Annotated in this window: 17 protein-coding genes and 1 riboswitch; of the genes, 7 read left to right on the top strand and 10 right to left on the bottom strand. The window is 72.1% G+C overall.

The genetic code is table 11. The features are described 5' to 3' along the window. The first annotated feature begins 43 nt into the window (after positions 1-43). From ddaH to IAG44_RS34305, 3 genes are all read left to right on the top strand, one after another. The gene (ddaH, locus tag IAG44_RS34315) at positions 44-853 is read left to right on the top strand and encodes a dimethylargininase (RefSeq protein WP_187750960.1); all 810 of its coding nucleotides are present in this window, start codon (positions 44-46) and stop codon (positions 851-853) included. Next, positions 853-2,070, top strand: coding sequence for an ornithine--oxo-acid transaminase (rocD, locus tag IAG44_RS34310; RefSeq protein WP_246562246.1), 1,218 nt, complete (start codon positions 853-855; stop codon positions 2,068-2,070). Before ddaH ends, rocD begins: the two co-directional genes overlap by 1 nt. A gap of 121 nt (positions 2,071-2,191) precedes the next feature. Further along, positions 2,192-2,893, top strand: coding sequence for a lysophospholipid acyltransferase family protein (locus IAG44_RS34305; RefSeq protein ID WP_187750959.1), 702 nt, complete (start codon positions 2,192-2,194; stop codon positions 2,891-2,893). Positions 2,894-2,932: 39 nt separating this feature from the next. Here IAG44_RS34305 and IAG44_RS34300 read toward each other — a convergent pair whose 3' ends face one another. The 8 genes from IAG44_RS34300 to IAG44_RS34265 form a co-directional block, all read right to left on the bottom strand. Further along, positions 2,933-4,525: an alpha/beta hydrolase gene (locus tag IAG44_RS34300; protein ID WP_187750958.1), complete on the bottom strand. Its 1,593-nt coding sequence runs from the start codon at positions 4,523-4,525 to the stop codon at positions 2,933-2,935. 127 nt (positions 4,526-4,652) lie between these two features. Beyond that, positions 4,653-5,405, bottom strand: a complete 753-nt coding sequence (locus IAG44_RS34295; RefSeq protein ID WP_187750957.1) for an urease accessory protein UreD — start codon at positions 5,403-5,405, stop codon at positions 4,653-4,655. Next, a complete protein-coding gene (ureG, locus tag IAG44_RS34290) occupies positions 5,393-6,070 on the bottom strand; it encodes an urease accessory protein UreG (protein ID WP_187750956.1) in 678 nt (225 codons plus the stop codon). Before ureG ends, IAG44_RS34295 begins: the two co-directional genes overlap by 13 nt. Before the next feature lie 64 nt (positions 6,071-6,134). After that, positions 6,135-6,800 carry an urease accessory protein UreF gene (locus tag IAG44_RS34285; protein WP_187750955.1) on the bottom strand — a complete coding sequence of 222 codons (666 nt, stop codon included), beginning with the start codon at positions 6,798-6,800 and terminating at the stop codon, positions 6,135-6,137. Then, positions 6,800-8,521, bottom strand: coding sequence for an urease subunit alpha (locus tag IAG44_RS34280; protein ID WP_187750954.1), 1,722 nt, complete (start codon positions 8,519-8,521; stop codon positions 6,800-6,802). Before IAG44_RS34280 ends, IAG44_RS34285 begins: the two co-directional genes overlap by 1 nt. Beyond that, complete coding sequence (locus IAG44_RS34275; RefSeq protein ID WP_187750953.1) at positions 8,514-8,825, bottom strand: urease subunit beta; 312 nt, start codon at positions 8,823-8,825, stop codon at positions 8,514-8,516. Before IAG44_RS34275 ends, IAG44_RS34280 begins: the two co-directional genes overlap by 8 nt. A gap of 11 nt (positions 8,826-8,836) precedes the next feature. Next, on the bottom strand, positions 8,837-9,139 hold the full coding sequence (locus tag IAG44_RS34270) for an urease subunit gamma (RefSeq protein WP_187750952.1): 303 nt from the start codon (positions 9,137-9,139) through the stop codon (positions 8,837-8,839). A gap of 137 nt (positions 9,140-9,276) precedes the next feature. Further along, on the bottom strand, positions 9,277-9,909 hold the full coding sequence (locus IAG44_RS34265; protein WP_187750951.1) for a TetR/AcrR family transcriptional regulator: 633 nt from the start codon (positions 9,907-9,909) through the stop codon (positions 9,277-9,279). 103 nt (positions 9,910-10,012) lie between these two features. On the opposite strand from IAG44_RS34265, the gene IAG44_RS34260 reads away from it, so the two are divergent. Beyond that, positions 10,013-11,134 (top strand): ABC transporter permease, encoded by a 1,122-nt coding sequence (locus IAG44_RS34260; protein WP_246562244.1) that lies wholly within the window; start codon positions 10,013-10,015, stop codon positions 11,132-11,134. 580 nt (positions 11,135-11,714) lie between these two features. Here the strand turns inward: IAG44_RS34260 and IAG44_RS34255 are convergent. Further along, positions 11,715-11,993 carry a type II toxin-antitoxin system Phd/YefM family antitoxin gene (locus IAG44_RS34255; RefSeq protein WP_187750950.1) on the bottom strand — a complete coding sequence of 93 codons (279 nt, stop codon included), beginning with the start codon at positions 11,991-11,993 and terminating at the stop codon, positions 11,715-11,717. 81 nt (positions 11,994-12,074) lie between these two features. Between IAG44_RS34255 and IAG44_RS34250 the strand changes: the two genes are divergently transcribed. The 3 genes from IAG44_RS34250 to IAG44_RS34240 all read left to right on the top strand — a co-directional run bounded on the left by IAG44_RS34250 (position 12,075) and on the right by IAG44_RS34240 (position 14,185). Further along, the gene (locus IAG44_RS34250) at positions 12,075-12,692 is read left to right on the top strand and encodes an ATP-dependent Clp protease proteolytic subunit (protein WP_187750949.1); all 618 of its coding nucleotides are present in this window, start codon (positions 12,075-12,077) and stop codon (positions 12,690-12,692) included. A gap of 7 nt (positions 12,693-12,699) precedes the next feature. Next, a complete protein-coding gene (locus IAG44_RS34245) occupies positions 12,700-13,002 on the top strand; it encodes a hypothetical protein (protein WP_187750948.1) in 303 nt (100 codons plus the stop codon). A 515-nt stretch (positions 13,003-13,517) separates the two neighbouring features. Then, positions 13,518-13,708, top strand: a riboswitch (cyclic di-AMP (ydaO/yuaA leader). 3 nt (positions 13,709-13,711) lie between these two features. Next, on the top strand, positions 13,712-14,185 hold the full coding sequence (locus IAG44_RS34240; RefSeq protein WP_187750947.1) for a C40 family peptidase: 474 nt from the start codon (positions 13,712-13,714) through the stop codon (positions 14,183-14,185). A 1-nt stretch (position 14,186) separates the two neighbouring features. Here the strand turns inward: IAG44_RS34240 and IAG44_RS34235 are convergent, their stop codons facing one another. Next, positions 14,187-14,624, bottom strand: a complete 438-nt coding sequence (locus tag IAG44_RS34235; protein WP_187750946.1) for an ATP-binding protein — start codon at positions 14,622-14,624, stop codon at positions 14,187-14,189. Between the last annotated feature and the right edge of the window lie 135 nt (positions 14,625-14,759).

Below are 14,759 nucleotides of genomic sequence, written 5' to 3'. Positions count from 1 at the left end.
TCACACCTCGTAGATTTCACAGGAAATGCGGAGGAACCCCTCTGTGTCCGACTCCCGTGTGGCGCGCCCCCGGCGCTTTCTCGTCTGCGAACCCAGACACTTCGCCGTGCGGTACGCGATCAACCCGTGGATGCACCCCGACAAGCCCGTGGACGTCGATCTCGCGCAGGAGCAGTGGCAGTCGCTGATCCGCGCCTACCGCGCCCACGGCCACACCGTCGACAGCGTCGAGCCCGCGCCCGGCCTGCCCGACATGGTGTTCGCCGCGAACTCGGCGGTGGTCGTCGCCGGCCGGGTGCTGGGCGCCCTGTTCCACGCGCCCGAGCGGCGCCCCGAGTCCGTCCACTACGACACCTGGTTCAAGTCCGCCGGCTACGACGTGCGGCGTCCGGAGCACGTCGTCGAGGGCGAGGGCGACCTCGTCTGGACGGGCCGCTACCTGCTCGCCGGGACGGGGTTCCGCACGACGCGGGAGGCGCACCGCGAGGCGCAGGAGTTCTTCGGCCGGCCGGTGATCGCGCTGACGCTGACCGACCCGTACTTCTACCACCTGGACACCGCGCTGTTCGTCCTGGACGACGACAACATCGCCTACTTCCCCGAGGCGTTCTCGCCGGGCAGCCGCGAGGTGCTGGCGGCGCTGTACCCGGACGCGGTCCTCGCGACCCGGGACGACGCGCTGGCGTTCGGCCTGAACTCCGTCTCCGACGGCCGGCACGTCTTCATCGCCCCGCGCGCCGAGGCGCTGGCCGCGCGGCTCGCCGACCACGGCTACGTCCCCGTCCCCGTCGACCTGTCCGAGTTCCACAAGGCCGGCGGCGGCATCAAGTGCTGCACCCAGGAGATCCGCTGATGACGACCGTGTCCGACCCGCGTACCTCTGCCGAGCTGATCAGCGCCGAGGAGCCCGTCCTCGCGCACAACTACCACCCGCTGCCCGTCGTCGTGGCCCGCGCGGAGGGCGCCTGGGTCGAGGACGTCGACGGCCACCGTTACCTCGACCTGCTGGCCGGCTACTCGGCGCTGAACTTCGGCCACCGCCACCCCGCGCTGATCGAGGCGGCCCACCGCCAGCTGGACCGGCTGACACTCACCTCGCGCGCCTTCCACAACGACCGGCTCGCCGAATTCGCCCGTCGGCTGGTCGAGTTGACCGGCTACGACATGATGCTCCCGATGAACACGGGCGCCGAGGCGGTCGAGAGCGGCATCAAGCTGGCCCGCAAGTGGGCGTACGACGTGAAGGGCGTCCCCGCCGACCAGGCGACCATCGTCGTCGCCGCCGACAACTTCCACGGCCGGACGACGACGATCGTCAGCTTCTCCACCGACGAGACGGCCCGCGCCGGTTTCGGGCCCTTCACGCCGGGCTTCCGGATCGTCCCGTACAACGACCTCGCGGCGCTGGAGGCGGCGATCGACGAGACGACGGCGGCGGTGCTGATCGAGCCGATCCAGGGCGAGGCGGGCGTCCTGATCCCGGACGACGGATACCTCACCGGTGTACGGGAGTTGACCCGGCGCGCGGGGTGCCTGTTCATCGCGGACGAGATCCAGTCGGGGCTCGGGCGGACGGGGCACACGCTCGCCGTCGGGCACGAGGGCGTCGTCCCCGACGCGGTGCTGCTGGGCAAGGCGCTCGGCGGGGGCATCGTGCCGGTGTCGGCGGTCGTGGGGCGGCGGGAGGTGCTTGAGGTGCTGCGTCCCGGGGAGCACGGCTCGACGTTCGGCGGCAATCCCCTCGCGGCGGCGGTCGGCACGGCCGTGGTCGAGCTGCTGGAGACGGGCGAGTTCCAGAGCCGGGCCACGGAGTTGGGCGTCGTCCTGCGCGAGGGGCTGGCCGGCCTGGTGGGCCGTGGGGTCGTGGGCTTCCGGGCGCGGGGGCTGTGGGCGGGCGTGGATGTGGATCCGGCGCTCGGCACCGGCCGTGAGATCAGCGAACGGCTGATGCGGGAGGGGGTTCTGGTGAAGGACACGCACGGTTCGACGATCCGGATCGCCCCGCCGCTGTGTGTGACGGAGGAGGAACTGCGGTCGGCGCTCGCGGCGTTGGGGAGGGTGTTGAGCTGATCGTGGGCGGGGCGTGGGGACGTTCGGGTGCGGTCCGTTCCCGAAGTCACTCGCCCCGCCTACACTGACCCCACTTTGTGTACCGGCTGACCTGCCGGAACGTCGGGGCGAGGAGCGGGCCTTGTTCTATCGGCTGTTGAAGTACGTGCTGCTGGGCCCGTTGTTGAGGGGGTTGTTCCGGCCGCGCATCGAGGGGCTTGAGCATGTGCCGGAGGACGGGGCGGCGATCGTCGCGGGCAACCATCTGTCGTTCTCCGACCACTTCCTGATGCCGGCGGTCATCAAGCGGCGGATCACGTTCCTCGCGAAGGCCGAGTACTTCACCGGGCCGGGGGTGCGGGGGCGGCTGACGGCGGCGTTCTTCCGCAGCGCGGGGCAGATTCCCGTCGACCGGTCGGGGAAGGAGGCGGGGCAGGCCGCGATCCGGGAGGGGCTGGGGGTGCTCTCCAAGGGGGAGCTGCTGGGGATCTACCCCGAGGGGACCCGGTCGCACGACGGGCGGCTCTACAAGGGGAAGGTCGGGGTCGCCGTGATGGCGCTGACCGCCGGGGTGCCCGTGGTGCCGTGCGCGATGATCGGGACGTTCGAGGCGCAGCCGCCGGGGCAGCGATTCCCGAGTCTGCGGCCGGTGACGATCCGGTTCGGGAAGCCGCTGGACTTCTCGCGGTACGCCGGGATGGAGCACGAGAAGGCGATCCTGCGGGCCGTCACCGACGAGATCATGTACGCGATCCTGACGCTGTCGGGGCAGGAGTACGTGGACCAGTACGCGGCGGTCGCGAAGGCGGAGGCGCAGAAGTTCCCGCGGCTGCCGCTGAGTTGAGACGAGGGCGGGCCGGTGGCTCCGGTCCGCCCTCACGAATCACGGCTTGGGCACCGCGTGCGGTTCGCACACGACGTCGGCCGCGTCCAGCGTCCCGCGCAGGAGGTAGGCGTCCACGCGCTGGTTGACGCAGGAGTTGACCAGGGCGGTCACGCCGTGGTTGCCCGCGTTCTTCTCGGTGATGAGGCGGGAGCCCTTGAGGCGCTTGTGGAGTTCGACGGCGCCCTCGTACGGCGTGGCGGCGTCGCGCTCGGCCTGCACGATGAGCGTCTGCGGCAGCCCCTTGCCGGTGCGCACCTCCACCGGCGGCCCCTGCTTCGTGGACCAGGTCGCGCAGGGCAGGTTCATCCAGGCGTTGGACCACGTCATGAACGGGTGGTCCTTGTGCAGCCGGGTGTTGTCCCGGTCCCAGGTGCGCCAGTCCGTCGGCCACTTGGCGTCCGCGCACTCGACGGCCGTGTAGACGGCGTTGCCGTTCTCGGCGGCGATGTTGCCGGCCGTGTCGGAGAGGTCGGGCGCGGCGGCGTCGATCACGGCCTGGGGGTTCCCGGCGAAGTACTCACTGAGGAGCGTGGCGGCGGGCGCCCACTGCGCGTCGTAGTACGGGGCGAGCTGGAAGGCGCCGATCAGCTCGGCCGGTCCGACGACCCCGCCGAGCGGGCTCTTCTTCGCGTCGGCGCGCAGCTTCAGCCACTTCGCCTGGACCTGGTCGCGCGTGGTCCCGAGGTGGAAGGCGGCGTCGTTGGCGGCGACCCAGTCCTGCCAGTCGCGCCAGCGGGACTCGAAGGCGACGTCCTGGTCCAGGTTGGCCTGGTACCAGATCTTCTCCTTCGAGGGGTTCACGACGCTGTCGAACACCATCCGGCGCACGTGGGTCGGGAACAGGGTGCTGTAGACCGCGCCGAGGTAGGTGCCGTAGGACGCGCCGAGGAAGTTGAGCTTCTTCTCGCCGAGCGCGGCGCGGATGACGTCGAGGTCGCGCGCGCTGTTCGCGGTCGTCAGGTGCGGCAGCAGGGCGCCGCCGCGTTCGGCGCACCCCTCGGCGTACTCGCGGGCGAGCTTGCGCTGGGCGCGCTTGTCGGCCTCGGAGTCGGGTACGGGGTCCATCTTGGGCGCCTTCACGAACTCCTGCGGGTCGACGCAGGAGATCGGCGCGGACTTGCCGACGCCGCGCGGGTCGAAGCCCACGAAGTCGTACGCCTTGGCGGTGTTGACCCACACGGGCGCCTTGGTGGTGACGCGGCGCGGGAAGCGCAGCCCGGAGGAGCCGGGGCCGCCGGGGTTGTAGAGGAGCGCGCCCTGACGTTCCTCGGGCGTCCCGGTGTGGGCGATGCGGTCGACGGCGAGCTTGATCTGCTTGCCGTGGGGCTTGGCGTAGTCGACCGGGACGGTCACCCAGCCGCACTGGATGGGCTTCTCCAGGCCCCAACTCGCGGGGCAGTCCTGCCAGTCGATGCCGGCTCTCGCGGCCCGCGCGGCGGCGATCGCGGTGCCGACGGCTTCCCGGTCCTTGCCGTGGTGGCCGCCCGTGGTGGCGCTCGCGGTGGGCGCGGTGACGGCGCCGGCCAGCAGGGTCGCCGTCACGAGTACTCCGGCGGAGCCTAACGCGAAGGTCCGGTTCGCCGGCTTCATCGTTCTCGTCGGTCTGCGGGATATCAAAGGCCGTCTCCTGTGCTGAAGTTGATGAATCAGTACAGGGATCCTGTCAGTTGTGCGTTTCCTGTGAACAGGGGTCGGCTGCCGTTCTTCGCCGGTTCTCCTACCCGAGTTCGCCGAGCGCCGCGTCCAGCACCCGTCGCAGCACCAGCCCGTCGGGGGCGAGCGCGGTCACGAGAGCGGCGGGCCCGGTCAGCGGGACGATAGTGGCGGCGCCGTCCGCGAGCACCGTGGCCGGCACCGGGGTGTGCGCGAACTCGGGCCGGACGACGAGGAGTTGGCCCACGGCCCGGTGACCGCCGAGCACGGCGGGGCCGTCCCAGCCGCCGGGCGCGCCGGGACCGCACGCCAACTCCTGGTCCAGGACGGGGCGTTCACCGACGCGCAGGGTCAACCGGCTGGTGAGGCGCCCGGGTTCCTCGCCGGAGCGGCCGAGGATCTGCTCCTCGCGGAACACCAGACGCGCGCCCTCGGCGAGGTCGACGCGCGTCGTGACGTACAGGTCGCTGCCGTTCGCGGAGATCAACGGCTCGGGCAGCCACCGGAGTTCACCGGCCACCCGCAGCCGCACGGCGTACCGCGCCTCGCCCTTGTGCTGGCCCGGCAGCGCGATGGTCGCGGCGGCGGAGCCCACGGCGAGCCGGGCGCCGGCCTCGATGTCGGCCTCGACGCGGAAGCGGTCGCCGCCGAGCGGGCCGCTCATCGCGCCGACCAGCAACGCCTTCGCTTCGCCGGGGTGTTCGCCCCGGGTGCGGCGCAGGGCGAGGGGGCCGTCGCTCTCCAGGACGGGCAGGGCGGTGCCGCCGCGCCCGTCGGGGGTGGCCCGCAGCCGGGCGGTCGCCGTTACGCCGTCCACGCGCGCACCTGCGCCCGCACCCACGCGGCGACGTCCGCGACACCCGCCTCGCTCCTCAACGACTGGAAGACGACCGGGAGTTCAGCCCGCTGCGCCTTCGCGTCGGCGGCCATCCGGGCGAGGTCGGAGCCGACGTGCGGGGCGAGGTCGGTCTTGTTGACGACCAGGAGGTCGGCGGTGGTGACACCGGGGCCGCCCTTGCGGGGGATGTCGTCCCCGCCGGCCACGTCGATGACGAAGATCTGCGCGTCGACCAGGCCCTTGGAGAAGGTCGCGGTGAGGTTGTCGCCGCCGGACTCGACGAGGACGAGGTCGAGGGGGCCGACGGTGTCCTCCAGGTCCTCGACGGCTTCGAGGTTGGCGGAGATGTCGTCGCGGATCGCGGTGTGCGGGCAGGCGCCGGTCTCGACGGCCGAGATCCGCTCCGGGGGCAGCACGGCCTCCCTGAGCAGGAACTCGGCGTCCTCGCGGGTGTAGATGTCGTTGGTGACGACGGCGAGGCTCAGCTCGTCGCGCAACTCGCGGCAGAGGGCGGCGACGGTGGCGGTCTTGCCGGAGCCGACGGGGCCGCCGAGTCCGATCCGCAGGGCGCGGCGGGTGCCGTCGGGGCGGTGGGCGTCGGCGCTGAGGGCGGTGGCGTGGGAGTGGGGGTGGTCGAGGTGCACGGGGCGGCTCCTGGAGGCCGGGGGGCTGGATGGTGATCAGGTGAATCGGCTTCGCGTGACGTCCTCACGACGCGAAGAGGCGGGCCGACCGGCTCGCGTGCATCTCCGCTCCCAGTTCCAGGAGAGGGGACGACGAGGCCGGCAACGCGTCCGGGTCCCGGAGGGAGGCGGCTTCGACGGCACGGTCCACGACCATGTCCAGCTCCGCCGCCAGCCGCGCCAGCACGCCGGTCGCGTCGAACGGGTTCAGGCTCAGCAGGCGTACCACCGCGCTCGCCGGTCCGCTCACGCTCTCGTACGCCGCGCAGTACGCCGCGTCCCGGGGGCCGAGGCCCGCCGCACGGGCCGTCACCCCCAACACCACGGGCTGGTGGGCCCCCTTGGGGAACTCCCGGGCCAGGGCGTCGAGTTCGGGGTTCGGCCAGGTCGCGCGGGCGGCGCGCATCAGTTGGCGCCCCAGCTTGCGGGAGGCGACTCTCAGCGCCGGTGCGGGAGTTCGGGCGTCGGTCGCCTCGTCCAGCGCCACCGGGTCGACCCCCGCCGCCGCCGAAGCGGCGAGGGACGCCGACACGAGCCCCGCCGTGTGCAGGCGCCCCCGGCAGAACGCCTCCAGATCCTCGACTCCCGTGATCCGCCCCGCTCTCACGGCCTCCTCCGCCCCGCCGGAGTGCGCGTGGCCTCCGGCGGGGAAGCGGCCGTCGGCGAGGATCAACAGCGCTGCCCTGGACATCAGAACAGGAAGTAGCGCTGGGCCATGGGCAGTTCGGCGGCCGGGGTCGCCTCGACCAGCTCGCCGTCGATGTGCACGGCGAAGCTGTCGGGGTCGACGCGGACGTCGGGACGGGCGTCGTTCTCGCGCATGTCGGCCTTGGTGACCGCGCGCGTCGACTCGATCGCGACGAACCGCTTGCCGAGCTGGAGCCGTTCCGGCAGACCGTCCTCGATCGCCAACCGGGCCACGAAGTTGAGGGAGTTGGCGGCCGGGGCGCGGCCGATCGCGCCGTACATGGGGCGCGGCAGGATCGGCTGCGGGGTCGGGATGGAGGCGTTGGCGTCGCCCATCTGCGCGTAGGCGATCTGGCCGCCCTTGACGACGAGGTGGGGTTTGACGCCGAAGAACGCGGGCTCCCACAGGACGAGGTCGGCGAGCTTGCCGGTCTCGACGGAGCCGATCTCGTGGGCGAGGCCCTGGGCGATCGCCGGGTTGATCGTGTACTTGGCGACGTAGCGGCGTACGCGGTGGTTGTCGGCGCGGCCGTCGCCGGGGAGGGCGCCGCGCCTGCGCTTCATGACGTGGGCGGTCTGCCAGGTGCGCAGGATCACCTCGCCGACGCGGCCCATGGCCTGGGCGTCGGAGGAGATGATCGAGATCGCGCCGAGGTCGTGCAGGACGTCCTCCGCGCCGATGGTGGAGGGGCGGATCCGGGACTCGGCGAAGGCCAGGTCCTCGGGGACGGCCGGGTTGAGGTGGTGGCAGACCATCAGCATGTCGAGGTGTTCCTCGGCGGTGTTGACGGTGTAGGGGCGGGTCGGGTTGGTGGAGCTGGGCAGGACGTTGGCCTGCGAGACGACCGTCATGATGTCCGGCGCGTGCCCGCCGCCGGCGCCCTCGGTGTGGTACGCGTGGATGCCGCGTCCGGCGATCGCGGCGAGGGTGTCGCCGACGAACCCGGCCTCGTTCAGCGTGTCGGTGTGGATGGCGACCTGGATGCCGGTCTGGTCGGCGACGGTGAGGGACGCGTCGATGACGGCCGGGGTCGAGCCCCAGTCCTCGTGGAGCTTCAGGCCGAGGGCGCCGCCGCGGATCTGGGAGAGCATCGCCTCGTGGGAGACGGTGTTGCCCTTGCCGAGGAAGCCGATGTTGAGGGGGTAGTGCTCCATCGCCTCCAGCATCCGGGCGAGGTGCCAGGGTCCGGGGGTGACGGTCGTCGCCTTGGAGCCCTCGGCGGGCCCGGTGCCGCCGCCGACCAGGGTGGTGACGCCGGCCGACAGGGCCTCGTCGGCGATCTGCGGGCAGATGAAGTGGACGTGCGCGTCGACCGCGCCGGCCGTGACGATCCGGCCGTTGCCCGCGATGACCTCGGTCTCGGGGCCGATGACGAGGTCGGGGTGGACGCCGTCCATGGTGTCGGGGTTGCCGGCCTTGCCGATGCCGGTGATGCGGCCGTCGCGGATGCCGATGTCCGCCTTGACGATGCCCCAGTGGTCGACGATCACCGCGCCCGTGATGACGGTGTCCGGGGTGCCGTCCGCGCGCGTGGCGCGGGCCTGGCCCATGGACTCGCGGATGACCTTGCCGCCGCCGAACACGGCCTCGTCGCCGGCGAGTCCGGGGCCGCCGGAGCGGTCCTCCTCGATCTCGATCAGCAGGTCGGTGTCCGCGAGGCGGATGCGGTCGCCGGTCGTGGGGCCGAACAGGTCGGCGTAGGCGGCGCGTGAGATCTCAGGCATCGAGGGCACCTCCGGTCTCCCCGCGCAGCCCCGGCACGATCCGGGCGCCGGCCAGCGGGACGAGTTCGACGTCGACGGGGATTCCCGGTTCGAAGCGGACGGCCGTCCCGGCGGCGACGTTCAGCCGCAGGCCGCGGGCGGCGGCGCGGTCGAACTCCAGGCCCGGGTTGGCCTCGGCGAAGTGGTAGTGGGAGCCGACCTGCACGGGGCGGTCGGCGGCGTTGAGGACGGTCAGCCGGGTGACCTCGCGGCCCGCGTTGTAGACGATCGGGCCGTCCTCGAACAGGATCTCTCCGGGAATCATCGCGGCGCCCCTCAGACGATCGGGTCGTGGACGGTGACGAGCTTCGTGCCGTCCGGGAAGGTCGCCTCGACCTGCACGTCGTGGATCATCTCGGGGATGCCCTCCATGACGTCGTCCCTGGTCAGGATCTTGCGGCCGGACGCCATGAGTTCGGCGACGGTGCGGCCGTCGCGGGCGCCCTCAAGGATGTGCGAGGTGATCAGGGCGACCGCCTCGGGGTGGTTGAGCTTCACGCCCCTCGCGCGCCGCTTCTCGGCGACGTCGGCCGCCACATGGATCAGCAGCCTCTCCTGCTCGTGCGGGGTCAGTTGCACGTCACACCTCACCTCCTCGCGCCGGACCGTGCGGGGTCCGGCTGCCGCTGCCACGGGAAAAGCCCTGGTGGCGTGATCGGAGGCTAGTTGGGACGCGTTTCAGGGACGTTAACCGAGCCGTGACCCTCCGGAGGGGGTCAGGGACGCGGGTCGCGCACGCTCATCAGCGCCCGCAGGCCCTCCGCGAGCGTCTGCTCCATCTCGCTCGCGGGCAGGCCCAGGACGGCGATCTGGGTCACCAGTCCCTGTGCCGTCGCGATCATCACGCGGGCCATCGCGTCGGCGTTCGCGTCCTGCGGGACGATGCCGGCGGCCTTGTAGCCGTTCATGATGTCCGCCCACGCCTTCCGCACCCGCAGGTAGCCGTCCGCCACCTGCGCCGCCAGTTCCCCGTTGCGCAGGACCTCCGTCCACGCCTGGATCATCACGCGCGGGAACTGCCACTCCCCGTCCTCCGTCAGCACGGGCCGTGTCGTCCGCATCCTCGCCACCGCCCGCACCACGAGTTCGTCCGGAAGCGGGGGCGGGGTCTCCTCCGCCGCCGTGCCGTACACCTCCCCCAGCACGGCGATCGCCTCGGCGACGATCGCCCGGATCAGCTCGTCCTTGCCGCTGAAGTAGCGGTACACCGCCCCCGCCGAGAGGTCCGCCTCCTTCAGTACGTCCTGCATCGACGTCGCGTGGAAGCCGTTGCGGGCGAAGCAGCGTTCGGCCGCGTCGAGGATCTGACGGCGGCGGGCGTCGAGGTGCGCCTGGGATACACGGGCCATGCTCCTCAACTTAAAACGAACGTTCCTTCTTGACAAGCGCCGCGTCTCGGGAGCACGGTGGTCTCACCGTAAAACGAACGATCCTTCTTTTTAGGGGGCCGAGATGCAGAGCACACAGGTCGACAGGGCGGAGACGGGAACGGACGTCGCCGCAAGGGGAAGCGCGCACGCCGGGGCGGCCGGACCGTCCGGTGCGCCCGCGTCCGGCGGCGGCCTCGTGCGCCGGCATCTCGTCGCCGTCCTGCTGGTCGTTCCGCTGCTCGCCGCCGTCGCGCTGGCGGCGTTCGCGTGGCCGGCCGCTCGGTCGGGTCCTCGGGATCTGCCGCTGGGGGTGGCGGGGCCGGCGGCGGCGGTGGCCCAGGTCGAGGGGCAACTGCGGGAGCGGAAGGGGGCGTTCGAGGTCCACCGGTACGCCGACGAGGCCGCCGCGCGGGACGCGATCGAGGCACGGGAGGTGTACGGGGCCGTCGTCGTCACCCCGCGAGGGCTTCAGCTGCTGACGGCGTCGGCGGCGAGTCCCGTCGTCGCGCAGTTGCTCCAAGCGGCCGTCCAGGAGCAGGCGGCGGCGCGGGGGGCCGAGGTCCGGACGGTGGACGTGGTCGCCGCGCCGGCGTCGGATCCGAGGGGCGCGGCGCTGACCGCGAGCGTGCTGCCGCTGGCGATGGCGGGGATCGCGGCCGGCGCGGTGGTGGCGCTGCTGGGGCTGGCCGGGTGGACGGCCGTGGCGGCGCTGGTCGGGTCCGCCGCGCTGGTCGGGGCCGTCGCCGCGGGGATCGCGGGCGGCTGGCTCGGTGCCCTCACCGGTGACTGGTGGGCGGAGGCCGGCGCGCTGTCCCTCGCGACGCTGGCGGTGAGCGCGGCGGTCGCCGGAGCCGCCGCGCTGGCGGGGCGGGCCGCGATCAGCGTGGTCGCCGCGACGGTGATGCTGATCGGCAACCCCTTCTCCGGCGCCTCCTCGGCCCCCGAGATGCTGCCCGCCCCGGCCGGCACGATCGGCCAGTGGCTGCCGCCCGGCGCCGGCGCGACCCTCCTGCGCTCGGTCTCCTTCTTCGACGGCGCCGCGTCCCTCACCCCCGCGCTCACCCTGACCTGGTGGGCGGCGATCGGACTGGGCGCGGTGTTGCTGGGCACGGCGCTGAAGAGCCGTGGGGCGGGGGCGGGACGGAGGCCGGTCACGAAGAACCATGGGCCGGCGGCGGAGCGGAAGCCGGTCGCCGCGCACTGACCCGCCCCCGACGCCGCTCCGACGCCGCCCGGTTCACGCCGGCCGGCGCCGGGGCGGCGTCGCCGATGCGCACCGGCTGATTCCAGCGCGGGGACCGACGAAGGGCCGTGGACCGGCGAAGAGACGGAGGCCGACGAAAGACCAGGGACCGGCAAAGGAGTGGAGGCCGGTCGCCGCGTACTGAGCACGACCACGACGCCGCACCAGTGCCGCCCGGTTCACGCCGGGCGGTGCCGGGGCGGCGTCAGCCGATGCGCAGGGGCCGGCTCCAGGGCGGGGGCCGACGGACACGGACCGGCGCCGGGCCCGACCGGCTCGCACCGGCGGTGCCGGGCCGGGAACCGACGTCTCCCGCCGACCGGCACGGGCGGAAACCGGCCGTCACCGACCGGCACCGCGCCGCGACCCGACTGTCACTCGCCGATCGAGACCGATCCCGAAACCCCCGACACCCCCAGCCCACTCCCCCGCTCATCACACCGCGCGCCCCGCCATCCCGGCGAGGGCGCGCACACTTTCCCGCACCCCACGAGCCCCAAGCACTCCCCCCTTTAAAGAACCCCGCAGAACCCCACCCTCCTCAACGCACCCCCGGCCCCCGATGCTCCGCCGCGATCCCGAACCGCTGCCGTTCGCCAGGAGCTGAAGTCACCTCTCGCACCGTCGACACCGCGCTGACGATCGGCTCCTCGACGGGCACGTCGAGCGCGTCGAGGCGTTCCAGATCGGCCGCGGAGACCAGCGCGACCAGGGGTTTTCCGTGCCGGGTGACGACGACGCGTTCGCCGCCGTAGACAACCCGGTTGATCAGGTCGGCGAGCTCAGCCCTGGCTTGCGTCACCGGAATCTCGTAGGCCATGGCCCCATTCTAACGTCACGTACGTCCTGTACATTTTTTACAGACGCCGACGGAACAGAAGCCGAAGGAGAGGGGCCACCCATGACCCGCCCGACCGCCCGCCACGTCCTGCCCGAGTTCCACGAACGCACGAGTCACGGCACCAAGACCCTGGACCCGTACTCGAAGCTCCTGGAGGAACGGATCGTGTTCCTCGGGGCCCCGGTGGACGACGTGTCGGCGAACGACGTGATGGCCCAGTTCATGCACCTGGAGTACCGGGACCCGGACCAGGACATCTCGCTCTACATCAACTCGCCCGGCGGCTCGTTCACGGCGATGGCGGCGATCTACGACACGATGCGCTACGTCAGCTGCGACGTGGAGACGATCTGCCTGGGCCAGGCGGGCTCGTCCGCGGCGATCCTGCTGGCCGCCGGCACCCCGGGCAAGCGGCTGATCCTGCCGGGCGCGCGTGTGGTGATCGGCCAGCCGGAGGCCGGTCAGATCCAGGGCCAGGCCAGCGATCTCGCCATCCAGGCCGAGGAGTTGACCCGTACCCGCGCGCTCCTGGAGGAGATGCTCGTCCGCCACACGGGCCGCGCCCCCGAGCGGGTGACCGAGGACATCGAGCGGGACATGGTGCTGGACGCCCCGGCGGCCGTGGAGTACGGCCTGGTCGACCGGGTCGTGCCGAGCCGCAGGTCGAGCGGGAGGTAGGGGGCGGATGCTGCCGGAACTCCCGCCGCTGCCGGCGCTGACCCGCGCGGAGGCCGACCTCGTCGACCACTACCTGGAGGTCGTCGACCTGGTGGGCCGCATCAACCCGAGCCGGGACGGCGACACCTACCGGGGCCTGAGGGCGGCCCAGGCCCTGGTGACGAAGGCGGCGGCGCTGCGTGACGCCCTGACGCTGATGCACCAGCGCGGCGAACACGAACTGCACGCCCCGACCCTGGCCCGCGCCCTGCGCGTCCTGGACGGCGAGCGCCGCACGGCCCGGGTGAACCTGCCGCCTCCCGGCACCTGAAAGCGCCCTGAACCACCCGAAAGCGCCCGAAACATCAGAGGGGGGACACCGGGAGGCGCACCGGAGGACGCACGAAGCACAGAAGCACGCACGCGTGCCGCCCCCCTCGCGCCACGCGCGTGTGCCTGCCCCCGCGCTCCCGCCGAAGGACGTACGGCCCCGTCGCGGGGTGCGTGATGACGCAGCGCCCGCCGACGGGGCGAGGGGTGTCGGAAGTGGCGTGGCCAAGACCCCCGTTCGGCGTAACGAGGTTTCCCCCGGGCGGCCCTCAGCGGTTGCGCAACCTGCGGATACGGGGTGCGGACCGGGGCATTTCCGCCCTGTTCGAGGGCTGGTCGAGTGACGGACACGTTGCCCCCGTGTGAACTGTTCACCCGAATGGCCCAGTCGTGAGTAAGGCCACAAATCCTCGGATTCGTTGGGTATTCCGGTCACGAGTGAGTCAAGATCCCTGTCTGACGACAAGCCCCCGCCACCAGAGGCGGGGCGGTCCGGGTGGACGCCGAGTCCTGCCGCCGCCCGGATGACCGAGTCGACAGGAGTGCATCGGCAGGAGTGGAGGACCCAGGCAGTACGGGTCGCCGGAACGGTCACGCCATGGCCGCACCGAGCAGCCCTTGGGGTGAAGCCGTGGTGACACGGCCGGGCCAACTTCGCCAGCCCGAATCCGACAGGTCATCCTTCACAGGCGGTTGACGAAGGGTTGCGCATGACTGCGCTCAATCGTGTCCCGTCGATGATGGTCCGAGCCGGTACGGTCTCGGCCTTCGCACTGGCCGCCGTGGGCGGCTCGGTGGTCGTACCGGGTGTCGCCTCCGGAGCCGAGGCGGCCACCGCCTCGACGAAGGCGCTCCAGGTCGCGGCGTCCAAGAAGGGCGCCCCGTACAAGTACGGCGCCGCCGGACCGAAGCGGTTCGACTGCTCGGGGCTCACGCAGTACGCGTTCAAGAAGGCGGGCAAGTCCCTGCCGCGCACGGCGTCCCAGCAGTACAACAGGACCAAGCACATCTCCGCGTCGAAGCGGCAGAAGGGGGACCTGGTCTTCTTCCACTCGGGCTCGAACGTCTACCACGTGGGCATATACGCGGGCGCGAACAAGCTGTGGCACTCGCCGAAGACCGGTGACGTCGTACGGCTGCAGAAGATCTGGACCAAGAGCGTCTGGTACGGCCGCGTGAAGTAGGTCAGGAGTCCTGCCGGGCCGGCACCGGCCAGGGGAGCGCGCAGGCGACCGTCTTGCCGCCCTCCGACGTGGGCCGGACCGTGAGCCGCCCGCCGCACTCCGCCGCCAGTGAGCGGATGATCACCATCCCCCGGCCGTTGTCCTGCTGGACAGCGGCCGGGAGGCGTTTGGGGAACCGGGGATGGCTGTCGGTGACGCCGACGCTGACCTGCTCGTCCCGGTCGAGGACGAGGTCGACGGTGAAGGTCGGGGACTGGCCGAGCGTGTGCTGGACGGCGTTGGTGGCGAGTTCGGAGACGATCAGGCGGATGGTCTCGGCGAGGTCCGCGCCGGGCGGCAGGCCCCACTCCGCGAGCGTGCCCGCGGTGAAGGTGCGGGCCGCGGCGACCGAGACGGGGTCGCTCGGCAGGGTGACGGATGCTTCCAGGTGGTCTGCCATGGCGACGTCGTCCCTTTCCCACGGGACCGACTGTCCGACACGGAGCGGATGGTTCGAGTACGGTCCCGGACTGGTGCTTCACCGTCAGACTGCCATTTCCCGGGCGTCCTGTGCGGCGATCCACCAGGATGTGCA

This window comes from Streptomyces roseirectus (assembly GCF_014489635.1).
GTDB lineage: Bacteria > Actinomycetota > Actinomycetes > Streptomycetales > Streptomycetaceae > Streptomyces > Streptomyces roseirectus.
This window is presented reverse-complemented; position numbering and strand designations above follow the sequence as displayed.